General features: G+C 69.1%; 15 protein-coding genes. 4 read left to right on the plus strand and 11 right to left on the minus strand.

The window, feature by feature from the left end; translation table 11 throughout:
* Positions 1-10 precede the first annotated feature (10 nt).
* The 4 genes from puhC (at position 11) to puhE (ending at position 4,038) form a co-directional block, all read left to right on the plus strand.
* Complete coding sequence (puhC, locus tag LXB15_RS06320) at positions 11-499, plus strand: photosynthetic complex assembly protein PuhC (RefSeq protein ID WP_233951743.1); 489 nt, start codon at positions 11-13, stop codon at positions 497-499.
* The gene (locus LXB15_RS06325) at positions 496-798 is read left to right on the plus strand and encodes a hypothetical protein (RefSeq protein WP_233951744.1); all 303 of its coding nucleotides are present in this window, start codon (positions 496-498) and stop codon (positions 796-798) included. The genes puhC and LXB15_RS06325 overlap by 4 nt, the downstream gene beginning before the upstream one ends.
* A complete protein-coding gene (gene acsF / locus LXB15_RS06330) occupies positions 795-1,874 on the plus strand; it encodes a magnesium-protoporphyrin IX monomethyl ester (oxidative) cyclase (RefSeq protein WP_233951746.1) in 1,080 nt (359 codons plus the stop codon). The genes LXB15_RS06325 and acsF overlap by 4 nt, the downstream gene beginning before the upstream one ends.
* A gap of 97 nt (positions 1,875-1,971) precedes the next feature.
* Complete coding sequence (puhE, locus tag LXB15_RS06335; RefSeq protein ID WP_233951747.1) at positions 1,972-4,038, plus strand: putative photosynthetic complex assembly protein PuhE; 2,067 nt, start codon at positions 1,972-1,974, stop codon at positions 4,036-4,038.
* A gap of 819 nt (positions 4,039-4,857) precedes the next feature.
* On the opposite strand, the gene pufC is transcribed toward puhE, so the two are convergent.
* The 11 genes from pufC to LXB15_RS06390 all read right to left on the minus strand — a co-directional run bounded on the left by pufC (position 4,858) and on the right by LXB15_RS06390 (position 15,467).
* On the minus strand, positions 4,858-6,468 hold the full coding sequence (gene pufC / locus LXB15_RS21005; protein WP_304502387.1) for a photosynthetic reaction center cytochrome PufC: 1,611 nt from the start codon (positions 6,466-6,468) through the stop codon (positions 4,858-4,860).
* Positions 6,465-7,451 carry a photosynthetic reaction center subunit M gene (pufM, locus tag LXB15_RS06345; protein WP_233951749.1) on the minus strand — a complete coding sequence of 329 codons (987 nt, stop codon included), beginning with the start codon at positions 7,449-7,451 and terminating at the stop codon, positions 6,465-6,467. Before pufM ends, pufC begins: the two co-directional genes overlap by 4 nt.
* Before the next feature lie 14 nt (positions 7,452-7,465).
* A complete protein-coding gene (gene pufL / locus LXB15_RS06350; protein WP_233951751.1) occupies positions 7,466-8,305 on the minus strand; it encodes a photosynthetic reaction center subunit L in 840 nt (279 codons plus the stop codon).
* A gap of 79 nt (positions 8,306-8,384) precedes the next feature.
* On the minus strand, positions 8,385-8,570 hold the full coding sequence (gene pufA, locus LXB15_RS06355) for a light-harvesting antenna LH1, alpha subunit (RefSeq protein ID WP_233951753.1): 186 nt from the start codon (positions 8,568-8,570) through the stop codon (positions 8,385-8,387).
* Positions 8,571-8,581: 11 nt separating this feature from the next.
* Positions 8,582-8,812 carry a light-harvesting antenna LH1, beta subunit gene (gene pufB / locus LXB15_RS06360; protein ID WP_233951755.1) on the minus strand — a complete coding sequence of 77 codons (231 nt, stop codon included), beginning with the start codon at positions 8,810-8,812 and terminating at the stop codon, positions 8,582-8,584.
* 81 nt (positions 8,813-8,893) lie between these two features.
* Positions 8,894-9,121, minus strand: coding sequence for a hypothetical protein (locus LXB15_RS06365; protein ID WP_233951756.1), 228 nt, complete (start codon positions 9,119-9,121; stop codon positions 8,894-8,896).
* A gap of 52 nt (positions 9,122-9,173) precedes the next feature.
* Positions 9,174-10,625, minus strand: coding sequence for a chlorophyllide a reductase subunit Z (gene bchZ / locus LXB15_RS06370; RefSeq protein WP_233951757.1), 1,452 nt, complete (start codon positions 10,623-10,625; stop codon positions 9,174-9,176).
* Positions 10,625-12,187, minus strand: coding sequence for a chlorophyllide a reductase subunit Y (bchY, locus tag LXB15_RS06375; RefSeq protein WP_233951758.1), 1,563 nt, complete (start codon positions 12,185-12,187; stop codon positions 10,625-10,627). Before bchY ends, bchZ begins: the two co-directional genes overlap by 1 nt.
* Positions 12,188-12,197: 10 nt before the next feature.
* Positions 12,198-13,217 (minus strand): chlorophyllide a reductase iron protein subunit X, encoded by a 1,020-nt coding sequence (locus LXB15_RS06380; protein WP_370640181.1) that lies wholly within the window; start codon positions 13,215-13,217, stop codon positions 12,198-12,200.
* Positions 13,214-14,149, minus strand: coding sequence for a chlorophyll synthesis pathway protein BchC (gene bchC / locus LXB15_RS06385; protein ID WP_233951759.1), 936 nt, complete (start codon positions 14,147-14,149; stop codon positions 13,214-13,216). The genes LXB15_RS06380 and bchC overlap by 4 nt, the downstream gene beginning before the upstream one ends.
* Before the next feature lie 55 nt (positions 14,150-14,204).
* On the minus strand, positions 14,205-15,467 hold the full coding sequence (locus LXB15_RS06390; protein WP_233951760.1) for an acetylserotonin O-methyltransferase: 1,263 nt from the start codon (positions 15,465-15,467) through the stop codon (positions 14,205-14,207).
* Positions 15,468-15,540: the final 73 nt, after the last annotated feature.

The following is a 15,540-nucleotide window of genomic DNA, read 5'->3' on the forward strand; positions in this document are numbered from 1 at the left end:
GGAGGCGACGATGGCCAGAGCCCGCCCGAGCGCGATCAATTTCTACCCGACCCCGGACCGGCCGATTCCGAAACCCATCCTGTTCGGCGCGGCGGCGCTGGCGATCGGCGCGATCGTCGTGATCGGCGCCGGGCGGGTGACCGGGGTTGGCCTCGCGGGAACGCCGGCCGTCGCGACGGTGGCGCAACGCGGCCTTGCGCTGGACGAGCGGCCGGACGGGTCGGCCGCGCTGCTCGACGCCCGCAGCCGCGCCCCGCTGATCACCGTCGGGGAGGGCGAGGGCGCCTTTGCCATCGAGGCGTTGCGCAACCTGCAGCGCAACCGCCTGCGCAAGGGCATCGACAGCGCCGAGCCGTTCGTCCTGGCGCTGAAGGCGGACGGGCGGCTGGTGCTGGAAGACCCGCAGACGCCGCAGCAGATCGAGCTGCGCGCCTTCGGCTCGACCAATATCGGGTCCTTCGCGGCCCTGCTCGATCCCGCACGGGAGGAGAACCGATGATCCAGGCATTGTTGGGCGGCCGCCGTGAAGAGGTCGGCTGCACCGTCGAAGTGGTCAACACCTTCGAGAGCCTCGAGGCGCATGTGCGCTTCGATGGCGGCGTCACGGTCGAGCCGGGCGACGAGGTGCTGGTGCACGGCGCCCCGGTCGAGGTGCCCTACGGCCATCGCGCCAGCGTGCGCCGCGTCGCGACGATCAAGCGCGCCGGCTGGCTGGAGAAGACCTGGGTGCGGATGACCGGCGATCTCGAATTCATGGAACTCTGCGAGTTCTCGTTTTCCGAAAGGGCATCCCTATGAACGCGCATACGACGATCGCCGCGGCAGGCGAGGCACCGAACGAGACGACGAAGGCGGCCCAGGAGGATACGCTGCTCGCGCCGCGCTTCTACACGACCGACTTCGAGAAGCTCGACAAGGTCGACGTTTCCGGCGTGCGGCGGGAATGGGACGAACTCATCGCCGAGATGAAGTCCGATCCCAACAAGGGACATTTCCGGCGCAACGCCGACTGGAACTCGATCGAGCTGGACAGCCTGCCGGAGGGCCTGCGCAAGGAGTTCGTCGACTTCCTCGTCTCGTCACTGACCGCCGAATTCTCCGGCTGCGTGCTCTACAAGGAGATGAAGCGGCGCGGCACCAATCCGGACATCTGCGAGCTTTTCTCCTACATGAGCCGCGACGAGGCGCGTCATGCCGGCTTCATCAACGATGCGCTCAAGGAGTTCGGCATCGGCGTCAATCTCGGCTTCCTGACCAAGGCCAAGAAGTACACCTACTTCCAGCCGAAATTCATCTACTACGCCACCTATCTGTCGGAGAAGATCGGCTACGCCCGCTATATCGCCATCTACCGGCACCTGGAGCAGCACCCGGAGCGCCGCTTCCACCCGATCTTCAAGTGGTTCGAGAAGTGGTGCAACGACGAGTTCCGCCACGGCGAGGCGTTCTCGCTGCTGATGCGCGCCGACCGCAGCGTCCTCGAAGGGCGCAACAAGCTCTGGATCCGGTTCTTCCTGCTGGCGGTGTTCGCGACGATGTACGTCCGCGACCATGCAAGGCCGGAGTTCCACAAGGCCCTCGGCCTCGACCCGACGCAGTACGACTACCGGGTGTTCCGCATCACCTCGGACATCTCACGGCAGGTCTTCCCGATCATGCTCGACATCGACGATCCGCGCTTCCGCGCCGGCCTCGAGCGCATCCTCGCGGCCAGCCGCAGCATCGCGGCGGGCCAGGCGAAGGGAGGGCTGTCCGGCCGGCTGATGGCGTGGAAGGGCAAGGCGGTCGCCGCGGCCACCTTCGCCCGGCTCTACGCGCTGCCGGTCATCCGCAACGAGATCCCCGCCGACAGCCGGCTGGTTCCCGCCTGGTAGCCGCCGCCGCGCGCCGCCGCGCCGACATGGCCGCCCTGTCCCGAGCCTCGGGACGGGGCGGTCGCCTGCCTCATCCCGATGCCGTGGAGTCCCGTCGATGACCGAGTATCTCTATCCCGCGCTCTTCGCCCTCGGCGTCTGGTGGGCCTCGACGGTGCTGATCATCTATCTCGACGGCTTGCCGCGCTGGACCTTCAAGTACTCGATGATCGGCGCGACGGTGATCTTCGCCATCTCGCTGATCGGCCTCGAGCGCACGGCCACCGACGCGACCGTCGCCGGCGCCTACTGGGCCTTCAGCTTCGGCCTGCTCGCCTGGGGCTGGCAGGAGATGAGCTTCTACATGGGCTACGTCACCGGCAGCCGGAAGCAGCCCTGCCCGGAGAACTGCCGCGGCTGGAAGCATTTCGGCCACGCCATCCAGACCAGCCTCTATCACGAGCTGGCGATCATCGCGGCGGCCGCGGCCGTCGTCTGGCTGACCTGGGGCGGGCCGAACCAGATCGGCATGTGGACCTTCATGGTGCTGTGGTGGATGCACCAGAGCGCCAAGCTCAACGTCTTCCTCGGCGTGCGCAACCTGAACGAGGAATTCCTTCCCGAGCATCTCGAATTCCTCAAGGGGTTCCTCAACAAGCGCTCGATGAACCTGCTGTTTCCGTTCTCGGTGACGATCTCGACGGTGATCACCGCGCTGCTCGTCGTCGCCGCCATGGCGGAGGGCGCAACCACGTTCGAGCGCGCCGGCTACACGTTCCTGGCGGTGCTGATGGGCCTCGCCATCCTCGAGCACTGGATGCTGGTGCTGCCGATGCCGACCGGCGCGATCTGGGCGCCGGGGCTGAAATCGCGCGGCGAACGCCAGCCCTTCGACGCCGAGATCGTCGTCGGCTTCCTCGGCGCGGGCAAGACGACGACGCTGCGGCGGATGCTGGCCGAGGCGGACCCGACCGTGAAGACCGTCGTCCTCGTCAACGATTTCGGCGAGCTCGGCATCGACGGCTCGCTGCTCGAAGGGCAGGGCGCCGACGTCGTCGAACTCGCCAATGGCTGCATCTGCTGTTCGCTGCGCAAGGACCTGTCGGCGCAGCTGCGCGAGGTGGTCGCCCGCATCAAGCCGCAGCGCGTCCTGATCGAGCCGTCCGGCGTCGCCGACGTCGCCTCGCTGCTTAAGGTGTTGCACGAGCCGGAGATCAAGGCGCTAGTGAAGTCGCTGCGGCTCTACACGGTGATCGATGCCGGCGCCTTCCTGCGCGATTTTGCCCGGATGCCCGAGTATTTCCGCCTGCAGGCAAGGCTCGCGCCGGTGTTCATCCTCAACAAGACCGACCTCGTCACCACCGGCGAACGCGAAACGGTGCGCGAGACGCTCACGGCGCTCAACCCGGCGGCGCAGATCCTGCCGGCCCGCTACGGCGTGGTCGAAGCCGGGATCGACCCGTCGGCGGCGCTGTCGGACTGGCGGGACACGGAGGAGACAGAAGCGTCCGGGCACCGCCATGGCCCGAGCCATGAGGCTCACGCCGCTGCCACGCCGGCGCCGAACGGCGCCGCGCCTGTCCACGGCAGGGCGGCGGCGATGCCGGCTCAGTTGGCGCATCGCCACGACCACGGGTCCCATGACCACGGATCCCACGACCACGGGACCAATGGTCACGGGTCTCACGCTCACGGGGGCCACCATCACCCGTCGCACGGTCACCACGCCGATGACCATGACCACCCGGCGCACGACCACCATTCGGCCGGGCCGGGCGGCGCGCCGCACGACCACGCCCATCCGCACGATCATGCCGATGTGGCGATGGGGTTCACCTCCTGGAGCCGGCATCTCGCCGGCGCCGTGGACGCCGAGCGGCTGCGCGAGACGCTGGCCGCCATCGCCGCCGGCGAGGTCGGGGAGATCGCCCGGATGAAGGGCATCGTTCGCGCCGGAGAGGGCTGGCTGCGCTTCGACGTCGCCGGCGGGCGCCCGTCGATCGCGGCGCATGTGCCCTCGCCATCCGAGGCGCCGCGCGCCCTGGCGATCGGCAGGGACCTCGACGTTTCGCGGCTCGACCGGATCTTCGCCGATCTCGTCGCCGAGGCCGCTGCGCCGGGGAGCGAACCGGCCATCGCGCTCGCGCTCGACGCCGCCAGCCTGCGGCCGGCGATCGTCCACTGATCTCCTCCCGGCGCCGGCGCCGACCGCCGGACTGCGGTTGGTCGACCGGCGGCGACTGGGCATGACCCGGCGCTCTGCGTCCGGGTGAAGCCGTCCTCGGCGACGATCAAGCGGCCGCCGACTCGGCCGCGCCGACAAGCCGTTCGTTCGCCTCCGCCCGCAAGTCCGTGCCACGCCGGAGCTCGTTGTCGTCCCGGCAAACGGCCAGGCTCTTGGCGATCGCCGCGTTCACGCCAGAGGGGCGCCCGCCTCTCTGAAGAATACGCTGGTAGGTGAGTTGCTCGGCACGACGTTCCAAAAGCTCCCGCCTTGGGATTGTCGGACGGTGGCGTAGCTCTGCGAAAGCCGGCCTCCACCGGCGGCGCTCGACTCTTTCGTGCCGCTCCGTCCCACTTCTTCCGGGAGGACTCGGGAAGGATCGGCAGCAGGCCGTCGGAGGCAAGCGATGGCGCCACCTCGTCCATGTTCTCGATCAAGGAGCCAAACGGGGGAAGGCAGTCGCCGGCGCATGTCATCCAACACACCCTTTCCAGTTGATAGGGCAATGACGCCGGTACGGGACGGGACTTCACCCCGATCGAGGTCGGGACGACTTCCGCGCGCCGGTGCGCCGGTGCGCCGGGAAGCGTCGGCGGGCGCGGCCGCGATTCCGTTCGCCCGGGAAAGGTCTCCGCTCATCGGCGGCGGATCGAGCAGGGACTGCCTCGCTGCGACGGCCGGCGTCGCGGTCGTCGCCCCGCCTCGATGCTCAAGGCCTGACAAAGAAAAAGGCGCCCCGCGAGGCGCCTATTTCTTGAAGCTGGCGATGGTGCCGGCGGATCAGTTCTGGGGCGCCGGGACGATTGTCGTCGGGGCCTGGGCCGGAGCTTCCGCCGCTGGCGGGGCTGCCGCCGGGGGGGCGGGTGGCGCCGCCGGTGCCGCCGCTGGCGGGGCTGATGCGGGGGGTGCAGGTGTCGCCGCGGGTGCCGCCGGTGTGGGTGCGGCTGCCGGTGGCGGGGGCGGCGCTGGCGGATTGCTCGGCGGCTGGCCGGTCGAGGGCGCTTCGTTGGCGTCCGGCCCCGGAGGCGGTGTCCCGGGACCGCCGGGAACCGGTGCCTGTGGCGCGGTTCCGTCGGGGGCCCGCGCATCGCTCGGACCCGGCGGCGGCGCGGCGGGGGCACCCGGCGCCTCCGGCACCGGGGTGACCGTACCGCCGAGGGTCGGGTCGGCAGCCGGCGCGCCCGGCTCGCCCGGCGACGGCAGCCCGGTGCCTTCGCCGGCGGGCTCGACCGACTGCTCGATCGCTTCCCCCGACACCGGTGGCGCCACCGGGCCCGGCTGCGCGGCGTCGGCATCGGGTCCGACCTGGGCAACGGGCTGGGCCTGGCCGAGGATGATCGCCTGTTTCGGACCCGGGTCCGGCAGCTGCCCGTCAACCGTCAGACCGGCCAGATAATGCTCGAGCAGGTTGTAGCCGCCGAGTGGCTTGTTGTTGCCGTAGTGGCAGGTGCGGCAGTTGACCTTGCCCGGGTCGCCGAGCGGGCCCTTGCGGTTGGCAGGGAATACCGAGGCCAGTGGCTCGATGTAATCGGCGTTGATGTCCCGGACCATCCGGATGCCCCAATAGGCGATCCAGCGGAACGGCGTCGACTGCGTCCAGTCCACGAAGGAGCGGGAGTTGTGGCAGTAGGTGCAGTTGACCCCGAGCGCTTCCGACATCTGCATCATCAGGATGTAGAGGTTCTCCGCCTGCTCCGTCGTGACGCGCGGCACGTCGGAGCCGGCAAACGGATCGCGCGAGATGATGTTCGCCGTCAGCGGGTCGGCCGTGAGGTACTGGGTGTAGGGCACGTCCGAGAAGAACTGGAGAACCGACTTGGCCTCGAGGTGCCAGGCCTGCGGCTTGCCGAGGAACTGGTCGCCCGAGGGTTCTTCCTGCGCGTACCACAGCGCCGGCGGCACGTTCTGGCCGCGATGGCAGGTGTAGCAGGTCACGCCCGAGGGGGCGACATGCTCGGCCCACTGGGCGTTGATGTGCTGGACCATGCGAAGCATCGTGCGGGACACGACCTTCGTGTACAGGGCGTCGCTGGCGAAGCCCTCCTCGGACGTCAGGTCGTGGCAGTATTCGCACCCCTGAACCGGTGCGACCCATTCGGTGATCGCCAGCATCAGTCGGGTGAACTCCGCGTCGGTCAGGTTACCCAGAACCTGAACGTTGGCGTAGATCTCGCTGGCCAGCGGGCTTCCCTCGTTGTCGGCCGGTTCCAGCGGCACCGGGAGCGCGGCATATTGCAGCTGGCGGTCGCCGTCCCGGAGTATCTCCAGCCCGGTCCCCGGCGCGCCGGTCGAGGTGGTCTCGATCGGCGGCAGGATCCAGGGCGGTATCGCCAGCCCGAGCAGCGCCAGGGCGCCCGCGACGATGGAAAGGACGATGGGAGCGGATCTCATTGTACGACGCTCCTCATCATCGTGTCGTCAGGGGTGGGGAAGGCGGGATAGACCGAGGGATATTCGGGCGCGATGCCGTGCCGCACGCCCCAGAGATACCAGTTGTCCACCACCGTGCCGGTGAGCAGCACGCCGATGGCGCCGGTGAAGGTGGTCAGCACCGCGAACCACCAGGCCCAGCGGTGGATCGACTCGTAGGAGGCGTTGAAGCCCATGGTCCAGCGCCAGAACAGGCCGGCGCGCTCGGCCGCGGTGCCGCGGTCGACGATCTCCTCCGCCTCGCGCTCTCCGCCGAAGCGCGAGACGGCGAGGATCGTCGCCCCGTGCATCGCGAACAGCATCGTCGAGCCGTAGAGGAAGACGATCGAGAGCATGTGGAACGGGTTGTAGTACCAGTTGCCGTAGAGCACCGAGACCGACGCCGTCCAGTTGAGGTGGGTGATGATGCCGAAGGGCACCGCCTCCGACCACGAGCCCATGAGCACCGGCCGGAACAGGCCGAGGCTGAGGAACAGGAAGATCGCCGAGGCGAAGGCCCAGGATGTGTGGGTGCCCATGCCGAGGGCCCGGGCCCGGGTGTAGGACCTGACCCACCAGAGCAGCACGGACGAGGTCAGGAAGAAGCCGGCGAGGATCCACCAGCCGCCGTCGCCCAGCGGCACCAGCGGGTTCAGCCCGTATTTCGCCGGCGGCGGGTCGAGCGACAGGAACGCCAGGTTGCGCACGAAGGCATAAGGGTCCCAATCCACCGAGGCCCACATGTTGAGCCCGATGATCTCGATGGCGATGAAGCCGAAGGCGAGCGACGCCGCGCCGGACCAGCCGAGATAGAGCGGGCCCAGCTGCGGGTCGCCGATCCTGCCGAGGAGATGGCTGAACCCCTTGGACTGGATGCGGGGAACGTCGCCGGCCGGCAGCGGCACCCCGGGGTCGAAGGGCCCGCGTATCTGGACCCTGTTGTAGATGCTGGCGTAGTAGCCCATGGCGGATCCTCCCCTCAGTAGCTGACGTTGCCGATGGTGGCGGGGGTCTGCAGGTAGAAGTCGAACCAGTTCGGCCACGGGCCGTCCCAGAACGGGCCGGAGATGATGATGCAGACCGCGCTCCAGAATCCGGCGTTCAGGGCGAAGAACAGGCCGAGACGGTGGATGCCGTAGGGGCCGATCGAGTAGCAGATGAAGTCGCGGAAATAGGCGTTCTCGTGCTCGCCATACTTGACCGCCTGGCCCTTGCCGGGATTGACGGCCGCAAGGATCACGCCGGCATGCAGGCCGAGAAACATCGTCGTGGTGAAGAAGAACGTCACCGCCAGCATGTGCGCCGGGTTCAGGTGGAAGTGCAGGAACTGGTAGCCGACGTTCGAGACCCAGTCCAAATGGCTCATGATGCCGTAGGGAAAGCCGTGGCCCCAGGCGCCCAGCAGCAGCGGCCGGATGACCACCAGTGACACGTAGGCCAGCACCGCGAAGGAATAGGCGATCGGCACGTGCCAGCCGATGCCGAGCTTGCGGCAGATCTCGATCTCGCGCAGCGTCCAGGAGACGAAGCCGCCGATCGCGCACATGGTGACGAGTTGCCAGATGCCGCCGTCGTCGAGCGGCGCAAGGCCCAGCCCATACTCGATGGACGGCGGCGCCACGCTGACGGCGAAGATGTTGAAGGTGTCGCCCTGGCTGATGTCGTAGAAGATCAGCAGCGACCCGAGCAGCGAGAAGAACGCCGCTGTGACGCCGAAGAACCCGACATAGAAGGGCCCCACCCAGAAGTCGAAAAGGTCGCCGCCGACGAGGGTGCCGCCGCGGACCCGGTATTTCCGTTCGAAAGACAGCATCGCCATGGCGGGTAGATCCTCTCCGGATGGTTCGGGTGGGGGGCGGCGGACACCGGCGCGCCGCCCCTGTTGTCGTTGGGCCGGCCTAGCTGGGCCGGACCGTCATCTCGACCTGTCCGACCTGGACCGGCACGACCGTCGGATTGGCCAGCCAGTTGAAGCGGGCCGTCGACAGCAGGATGAAGTGGATGAGCAGCGCCAGCACCAGAAGGAAGGTGAAGAGCCCGATCAGGGCCCGGCGCGGATCGAAGAGAAGCCAGATTCGCCACATGGGTTCGCCTCCTAGCCGATGAGGGTGAGTAGGGGCTGCACCATGTCGAGGCTGGCCGCGCTGACCTCGGGGGTCTGCAGCCAGGGCCGCCAGATCCAGACGAGAATGTGCGCGACGACCGCGATGCCGGTGAAGACGGCGAAGGACGTCACGAAGAGTCCGTTGAACTCCTGTGCCTCCCTTTCCGTCATGCCGGAAAGCGTCCCCGCTTCCCGGCCAGCTGCCGTTAGATGATCTGCCATGTTCCTTTCTCCGTTGATCTTGCAAGTCTTCGTCGGCGCCGGCCTGTCACCGGCCCCGTCGAAGCGGGGGTTCCCGCGCCGTCACCGCATGAAGGCGTAGGGAAGGACCGAATGGGCCGTGGCCCGGGCGTCGCTGACGACGGCGAAATACGAGCCGGGCTCGAACGGCAGCGGCCGGAGCCGCGGCGGCAGCAGGCGCGAGATCAGCGAGACGGCGAGGAATAGCGGGAAGGAAAGGGCGTAGATCAGCCGGTACTCCTGTCGCTCGGCACGAAACAGCGACCCCGTGTGACGGTTGGCGACGCTCATAGGACTTCCTCCATGTCGATGCGGGGACGAGGGAACGGGAGGCCGCGGCACGTCATGCCGGTTCCTCCCGCCATTGCCGGGCGCGTTCGACGTGCCCGTGCGTGACCGTGGTGCGGCCGGCCTGTCGGCAGGCGCGTTCGGCCAGGTCGCGGAGCCGCCGCGCGGCCGAGATCCGGACCAGCACCGGCTCGCGGTCGATCACCGCGTCGAAGGCGGCGTTGGCGGCGCTGTCCCAGGCGAGTTCGGCGCGCTGGCGGGCCGGGGTCGGGTCGACCCGGTCCATCTCGGTGCCGAGCGGCAGGATGGCGAACAGCGCGTCGAAGAGGGCGTTGCAGACCTCCTGGACGAGATAGGTGGCGCCCGAGTAGCCCATGAAGGGCGTGCCGGTGTGCCGTCGGATCGCGGCGCCCGGGAACGAGGCGGGAATGTAGGTGCCGCGCCCGCCGGTCTCGGCGAGATACATGCGCTCGTTGTAGCTGCCGAACAGCACCAGCGGCGGCGTGTCCCTGACCATCTGCCGGACGGTGTCGTTGAGCGTCTTCTGGCCGGCCTTGCGCGGTACCGCGAAGGTGCAGGGAAGGCCCATCTCGTCCTCGAGGAAGTGCCGGATGCCGCGCGCATAGGTCTCGTTGGCGACGACGGCGAAGCTCGCCGAGCCGAAGAAGTCCTGGGTGACCGAGCGCCAGAGGTCCCAGAGCGGCTTGATCGTCGTGTGCTTCTCGCGGGCGATGAACGGCTCGGGGTCGAGCCCGAGCATCGCGCCGAGCTTGCGCAGGAAGGCGGTGGTGGAATGCAGGCCGATTGGCGCCTGGAGGTAGGGGCGCTCCAGCGCCTCGCAGAGCTGGCGGCCGTATTCGCGGTAGAGGCAGACATTGGCGTCGGCGACGGTCAGCTTCGGGATGTCGCGCAGATGGCTGCCGAGCGGGAAGACGCAGTTGACCTCGGCGCCGATGCCCTCGATCAGCCGGCGGATTTCGGCGAGGTCGGACGGCATGTTGAACATGCCGTAGGCGGCGCCGATGATGTTGACCTTGGGCTTCTCGCCCTCCTTGCGCTCGCGCGGCGCGGGGATCCGGCCCTTCTTCGGCCCGAACTCGGTCAGCAGCCATTTCATCGCGCGGTCGGCGCACTGCCACTGGTCCTCGTCGATGGTGCGGGGCAGGAAGCGCTTCAGGTTGGTGCCCTCGGGCGTCACCCCGCCGCCGATCATCTCGGCGATCGAGCCGGTGACCACCACCGCCGGCTGCGTCGGGTCGAGCGTCGCGTGGGCGCGCTTCATCGCGCCCTCGGTGCCGGTCTGGCCGAGATTGTCTTCCGACAGGCCGGTGACGACGATCGGCAATTCGTGCGGCGGCAGCGCGTCGGTGTAGTGCAGGACCGAGGTGACCGGCAGGTTCTCGCAGCCGACCGGGCCGTCGATGACGACCTGCAGGCCCTTCACGGCGGCGAAGACGTAGACGGCGCCCCAGTAGCCGCCGGCGCGGTCGTGATCGAGGACCAGCATCAGACGTCCCCCATCCCGGCGTCGTAGGACGACGACTTGACGTTGACCGGCACGTCGGTGCGGCGGCTGACCTTGCGTGGCGCGGGGGGCACGTCCTCCCAGATGCCGGCGGTGTGTCCGGAGCCGACGCCCTCGAAGAAGTCCCGCATCGTGTCGAAGCGGCCCTTCGAGGCGATCGCGGCGTTGATCACCTGGGCCAGCGAGCCGGCGCCCGCCGGGCCCATCAGCGGCCGGGCGGAGATCAGGTTGGTGAAATACAGCGCCGGGGTACCCGACTGCTTGGCCTTCTGGACGACCGGCGTCGTGCCGATGGCAAGGTCCGGGCGGAATTCCTCGAAGGCGGCAAGGTCGCTTTCCAGCGAGGCGCGGAACACGACGTGGACGCCGCGGGCCTCCAGCCACTCGCGGTCGGGATCCGACCAGCTTGTGCGCGGGCAGGCGGTGCCGACATAACGCAGGTCTGCGCCGCTCTCGACCAGCAGCCGGGCGACCAGAAGCTCGGAGCCCTCATAGCCCGACAGCGTGATCCGGCCGTTGATCGGCGAGCCGGCAATGGCGCCGCGGATCGCCGGCAGGATGGCGTTCTGCGCGGCTTCGATGCGCAAAGCGGGAACGGATGCGGCCTCGCCGACGGCGCGCAGCCAGTCGGCCGTGCCGTCGCTGCCGACCGGCGCCGAGCCCACCACCGGGCGCCCGGCATTCTCGAACTCGCGGATCGACGCGGTGTAGAAGGGGTGGATCGCCGCGGCAACGCTGCAGTCGAGCGCGGCGTAGAGCTCGCGCCACTCCCTGGTCGGGACCGCCGGTCCGGCGGCAAGGCCGAGCGGTTCCAGCAGGCGGCCGATGACCATGGGGTCTGCGGGGAACATCTCGCCGAGCAAAGCGACGCTCGGCCGGTCGGTGCGCGGCGCGCGGGGCGCGGCGACCGGGCCCTGCTCGGCCTCGCCGCGGGCATAGGCGAGCATGGCGCCGGCAAGGATGTCCTTCGCCTCGGCATGGGTCGGTACGCCGAATCCGGGAACGTCGATGCCGATGATGCGGACGCCGTCGATCGATTTCGGCAGCAGCCGCAGCGGCACGCCAGAGGCCGTCGGCACGCAGAGATTGGTGACGACGATGGCGTCGTAGAGGGCGGGGTCGGCAAGCTTGTGGACCGCCTCGCGGATATCCTCGAAGAGCTTGCCGGTGACCAGCGTCTCGGAATTGAAAGGCACGTAGCCGACGGTGCGGCGCGCCCCGTAGAAATGCGCCGTGAAGGTCAGGCCGTAGACGCAGCAGGCCGAGCCGGAGAGGACGGTCGCGGTGCGCCGCATCCTGAGGCCGATCCGCAGCGAGCCGAAGGCCGGGCACATCGATTGCGGCTGGTCGTGGGGTCCCAGCGGGTAATCCTTGGCGTACTGGTCGAGGATCTCGCTCTTGCCGGCGGCAGCGGCGGCAGCGCGCATTTCGGCCTTGCCCGCATGGCAGGAGGCGTCGCCTTCGCGCGCCGGCGTGGCAGCGGGGCCCGCACCGTCCGTGATGTCGGTGTCGCCGGGGCCGTGATCGCGGGGGCCGTAATCCATCGTCCGGTCCTCACGCGTCGTCGTAGACAACTTCGAGGGACGGTCGGACCGGTACCGGCCGGCCGCGCATGTCGGCCTGGCTCGCCGGCTGCAGCACGACGTTGCGGCTGTTCTCCTCGCTGGAGAACAGGGACAGCAGGCCGTCCTGGGTCAGCGGCGTCGGATGCACCGGCGGCGCGTCGGCGACGTTCTGGGCGAGCTCCTCGAACAGCGCCGCCCAGCGGCCGCCGGGGATGCCGACGATCTCGTAGTTGGCACTCTTGCGGCGGATATCCTCGTCGGCGGGGATCGAGGACAGGACCGGGATGCCGACCGCCTTGGCGAAGGCCGCGGCCTCGCCGGTGCCGTCATCCTTGTTCACCACCATGCCGGCGACGCCGACATTGCCGCCGAGCTTGCGGAAATACTCCACCGCCGAGCAGACATTGTTGGCGACGTAGAGCGACTGCAGGTCGTTGGCGCCGACGACGATGACCTTCTGGCACATGTCGCGGGCGATCGGCAGGCCGAAGCCGCCGCAGACCACGTCGCCGAGGAAGTCGAGCAGCACGTAGTCGAAGCCCCATTCGTGGAAGCCGAACTTCTCCAGCAGCTCGAAGCCGTGGATGATGCCGCGGCCGCCGCAGCCCCGGCCGACCTCGGGTCCGCCGAGTTCCATGGCGAAGACGCCGTCGCGCTTGAAGCAGACGTCGGAGACGTCGACTTCCTCGCCGGCGGCCTTCTTGGCCGAGGATGTCTGGATGATGGTCGGGCAGGCCTTGCCGCCGAACAACAACGAGGTCGTGTCGGATTTCGGGTCGCAGCCGATGAGCAGCACCCGCTTGCCCTGCTGGGCCATCATGTAGCTGAGATTGGCGAGGGTGAAGGACTTGCCGATGCCGCCCTTGCCGTAGATCGCGATGATCTGCGTCTCCTTGGTCACCGGCCCGGAGGCGACGGCGCCCAGCGGCTCGGCGGCCTCGGCGCGCAGGCGTTCCACCATCTCATCGGTGGAGCCTCGTGCGGCGCGTGTCTCGGTCAGAGCGGTCATTGTGTGGCTCCCCATTCCAGGATCATCTTCAGGCAGGAGACGTCCTCGAACGCCGTGCGGTAGGCGGCGCCGGCATCGGCGGGCCCATGTCTGTGCGTGACGAGGCCGGCCAGCGACAGGCGCCCTTCGGCGACCAGCCGCGTGACGGCCTCCATGTCCGCCGGCAGCCATTCGGCCGCGACGCGGATGCGCGCCTCGCGCATGAAGGCGGGCGGAAAGGCGAAGCCGAGCGGCGCCTTGTAGAAACCGGCGAGGACGATCTCGCCGCCGCGGGCGAGCCGCGGGATCAGCAGATCGAGAATGGCGGCGGCGCCGCTGACATCGAGGATCACGCCATAGTCCGACCGGGAGTCGTCGGAAGGCTGGCAGATCCCATAGCCGGCGGCGCCGTCATGGCGGCGGGACTCGGTTTCCCAGACGATCGGGTTGCCGCCGAGCGCCACGGCAAGGCGGGCGGAAAGGCGGCCGAGTACACCATGGCCGACGATGAGTTCCGGCAGGCCGTCGCCGGCGGCGAGGGCATGGTGGGCAGTGGCGGCGAGGGCGAGCAGCACGGCCTCTTCGCCCATACCGGCGGGGAGGCGGGTGACCCGCCGTCCCTGCGCCAGCAGCTGCGATGCCGACGCGCCGAACAGGCCGCGGGCGTCGATGAAGCCGTTGGAGCCCGGCACGAAGACGCGGTCGCCGACGCGGAGGCCGCTGTCGCCGAAGGTCTCGGCGACATGGCCGACCGCCTCGTAACCCGGCACCAGCGGATAGCCGAGGCCGGGGAAGGGCGGCATGTCGCCGGAAAACAGCAGGCGCTCGGTGCCGGTGCTGATGCCGCAACAGGCAACCTCGACCCTGACGTCCCCCGCTTGCGGCTGGCGCAGGGCGATGCGGCGAACCGCTAGCTGGCCCGGCTGCTCGAAGAGGATGGCATCGCTTGGCATTGGGGGACCTGGAATCGACTGACTATCTGTCAATCTAACTTGACACTATCCGCTGTCAAGCAAATGCGACGCTGCGGCGCGGTATTTCCGCGATCACGATCCTTGTCGCCACCGGCAGGGCGGTCCGCACCTCGCGCGGCCGCTGCAGCCCGGCACGCTTCATCAGCGCGGCGATCTCTTCCGGCGTGCGCGGCCGGCCGCTGCCCATGGCGCGGAGATAGAAGCCGAAATAGGCGTCCGCGACGGGACCGCTGTGGCGGTCGCCGCCCATCGGCTCGGCGATCAGCACCACGCCGCCCGGCCGCAGGCCTTCCCGGAGCCGCGTCAGCAGCCGGACCACCGACTCGTCGTCGTGGTCGTGGACGATCCGCACCAGCGTCGCGAGGTCGTAGTCCTGGGGCAGCGGGTCGGTGAAGAAATCACCCTCGTGCACGGTGATCCGGCGGCCGTAGCGCGAGGCGGCAAGGCGCTGGCGCGCGACCGACGCGACGGCCGGCAGATCGAAGAGGTGCAGCTCGGCCAGCGGGTTGCGGGCGGCGAAGGTGGTGAGGAACCGGCCGCTGCCGCCGCCGACGTCGAGAACCTTGCGCGCCCAGGACAGGTCGATGGAGGCAAGCACCTCCCGCGCGACGATGTCTTGGCTGGCCTCCATCAGATCGGTGTAGGCGGCCATGTCGTCGGCGGCGCCGTCAGGGATCGCGGCGGCATCAGCCGACTCGCCGTCTTCGGGTGCCCGGCGGGCGGCATAGGGCCAGAGGCGCGACAGGCGGGGGCCGGCACCGCCCTTCAGCAGCGCCACGGGATCGGCGAGGTCAGCATACAGGGCGTCGTGATGCCTGATCATCGCCAGCGCACCGGGGTTGGCGAGCAGCGCCGCGCCGAGCGGTCCCAGCGCGTAGACGTCCTCGCCGTCGCCGTCCTCGATCTCGACCAGGTCGAGCGCCGCCGACGCGCGCAGAAGCACCCTGGCGGCATCCGGGTCGAGACCGATGCGGCCGGCGATGTCGGCAAGCCGGAGCGGGCCGGTGCGCAGGGCCTCGTAGAGGCCAAGCTGCACGCCGGCCGAGAGGACCTGCGAGTAGACGAAGCCGGCGCATAGGTCGAACAGCCGCCGCGAGGCATCGCGGGCAATCGGCCGGGTCAGGGGAAAACGCGCGGCGCGCGCCTGGAAGTCGGCGTCGGCCAGCTTGCGGTTCCTGAACGCGCGCCAGCGTTCGCGCGCGGGGCGGAAGAAGCGACGGATCTCGCCGATCGGATCGGCCCAGCCAGAGGGCCGGTCCCCGCCGGTATCGCCGGCGGGCTCCGCGGTGCTCGACATGACCGGCCATCCTCTGCAGCGCCGTTGATGTAAACTAAATTGGACAACCGTCCGCCCATCATGTCAAGATTAC

Origin of the sequence: Aurantimonas sp. HBX-1 (assembly GCF_021391535.1) — a bacterium.
GTDB lineage: Bacteria > Pseudomonadota > Alphaproteobacteria > Rhizobiales > Rhizobiaceae > Aurantimonas.

What these genes read in the sequence shown, in the direction of transcription:
- pufA (WP_233951753.1), bottom strand. Translation starts at nt 8,570, where the DNA reads ATGTGGCGAATCTGGCTTCTCTTCGATCCGCGCCGGGCCCTGATCGGG.
- puhC (WP_233951743.1), top strand. Translation starts at nt 11, where the DNA reads ATGGCCAGAGCCCGCCCGAGCGCGATCAATTTCTACCCGACCCCGGAC.
- pufB (WP_233951755.1), bottom strand. Translation starts at nt 8,812, where the DNA reads ATGGCAGATCATCTAACGGCAGCTGGCCGGGAAGCGGGGACGCTTTCC.
- pufL (WP_233951751.1), bottom strand. Translation starts at nt 8,305, where the DNA reads ATGGCGATGCTGTCTTTCGAACGGAAATACCGGGTCCGCGGCGGCACC.
- pufM (WP_233951749.1), bottom strand. Translation starts at nt 7,451, where the DNA reads ATGGGCTACTACGCCAGCATCTACAACAGGGTCCAGATACGCGGGCCC.
- bchC (WP_233951759.1), bottom strand. Translation starts at nt 14,149, where the DNA reads ATGCCAAGCGATGCCATCCTCTTCGAGCAGCCGGGCCAGCTAGCGGTT.
- acsF (WP_233951746.1), top strand. Translation starts at nt 795, where the DNA reads ATGAACGCGCATACGACGATCGCCGCGGCAGGCGAGGCACCGAACGAG.
- pufC (WP_304502387.1), bottom strand. Translation starts at nt 6,468, where the DNA reads ATGAGATCCGCTCCCATCGTCCTTTCCATCGTCGCGGGCGCCCTGGCG.
- bchY (WP_233951758.1), bottom strand. Translation starts at nt 12,187, where the DNA reads ATGGATTACGGCCCCCGCGATCACGGCCCCGGCGACACCGACATCACG.
- bchZ (WP_233951757.1), bottom strand. Translation starts at nt 10,625, where the DNA reads ATGCTGGTCCTCGATCACGACCGCGCCGGCGGCTACTGGGGCGCCGTC.
- LXB15_RS06380 (WP_370640181.1), bottom strand. Translation starts at nt 13,217, where the DNA reads ATGACCGCTCTGACCGAGACACGCGCCGCACGAGGCTCCACCGATGAG.
- LXB15_RS06390 (WP_233951760.1), bottom strand. Translation starts at nt 15,467, where the DNA reads ATGTCGAGCACCGCGGAGCCCGCCGGCGATACCGGCGGGGACCGGCCC.
- puhE (WP_233951747.1), top strand. Translation starts at nt 1,972, where the DNA reads ATGACCGAGTATCTCTATCCCGCGCTCTTCGCCCTCGGCGTCTGGTGG.
- LXB15_RS06325 (WP_233951744.1), top strand. Translation starts at nt 496, where the DNA reads ATGATCCAGGCATTGTTGGGCGGCCGCCGTGAAGAGGTCGGCTGCACC.
- LXB15_RS06365 (WP_233951756.1), bottom strand. Translation starts at nt 9,121, where the DNA reads ATGAGCGTCGCCAACCGTCACACGGGGTCGCTGTTTCGTGCCGAGCGA.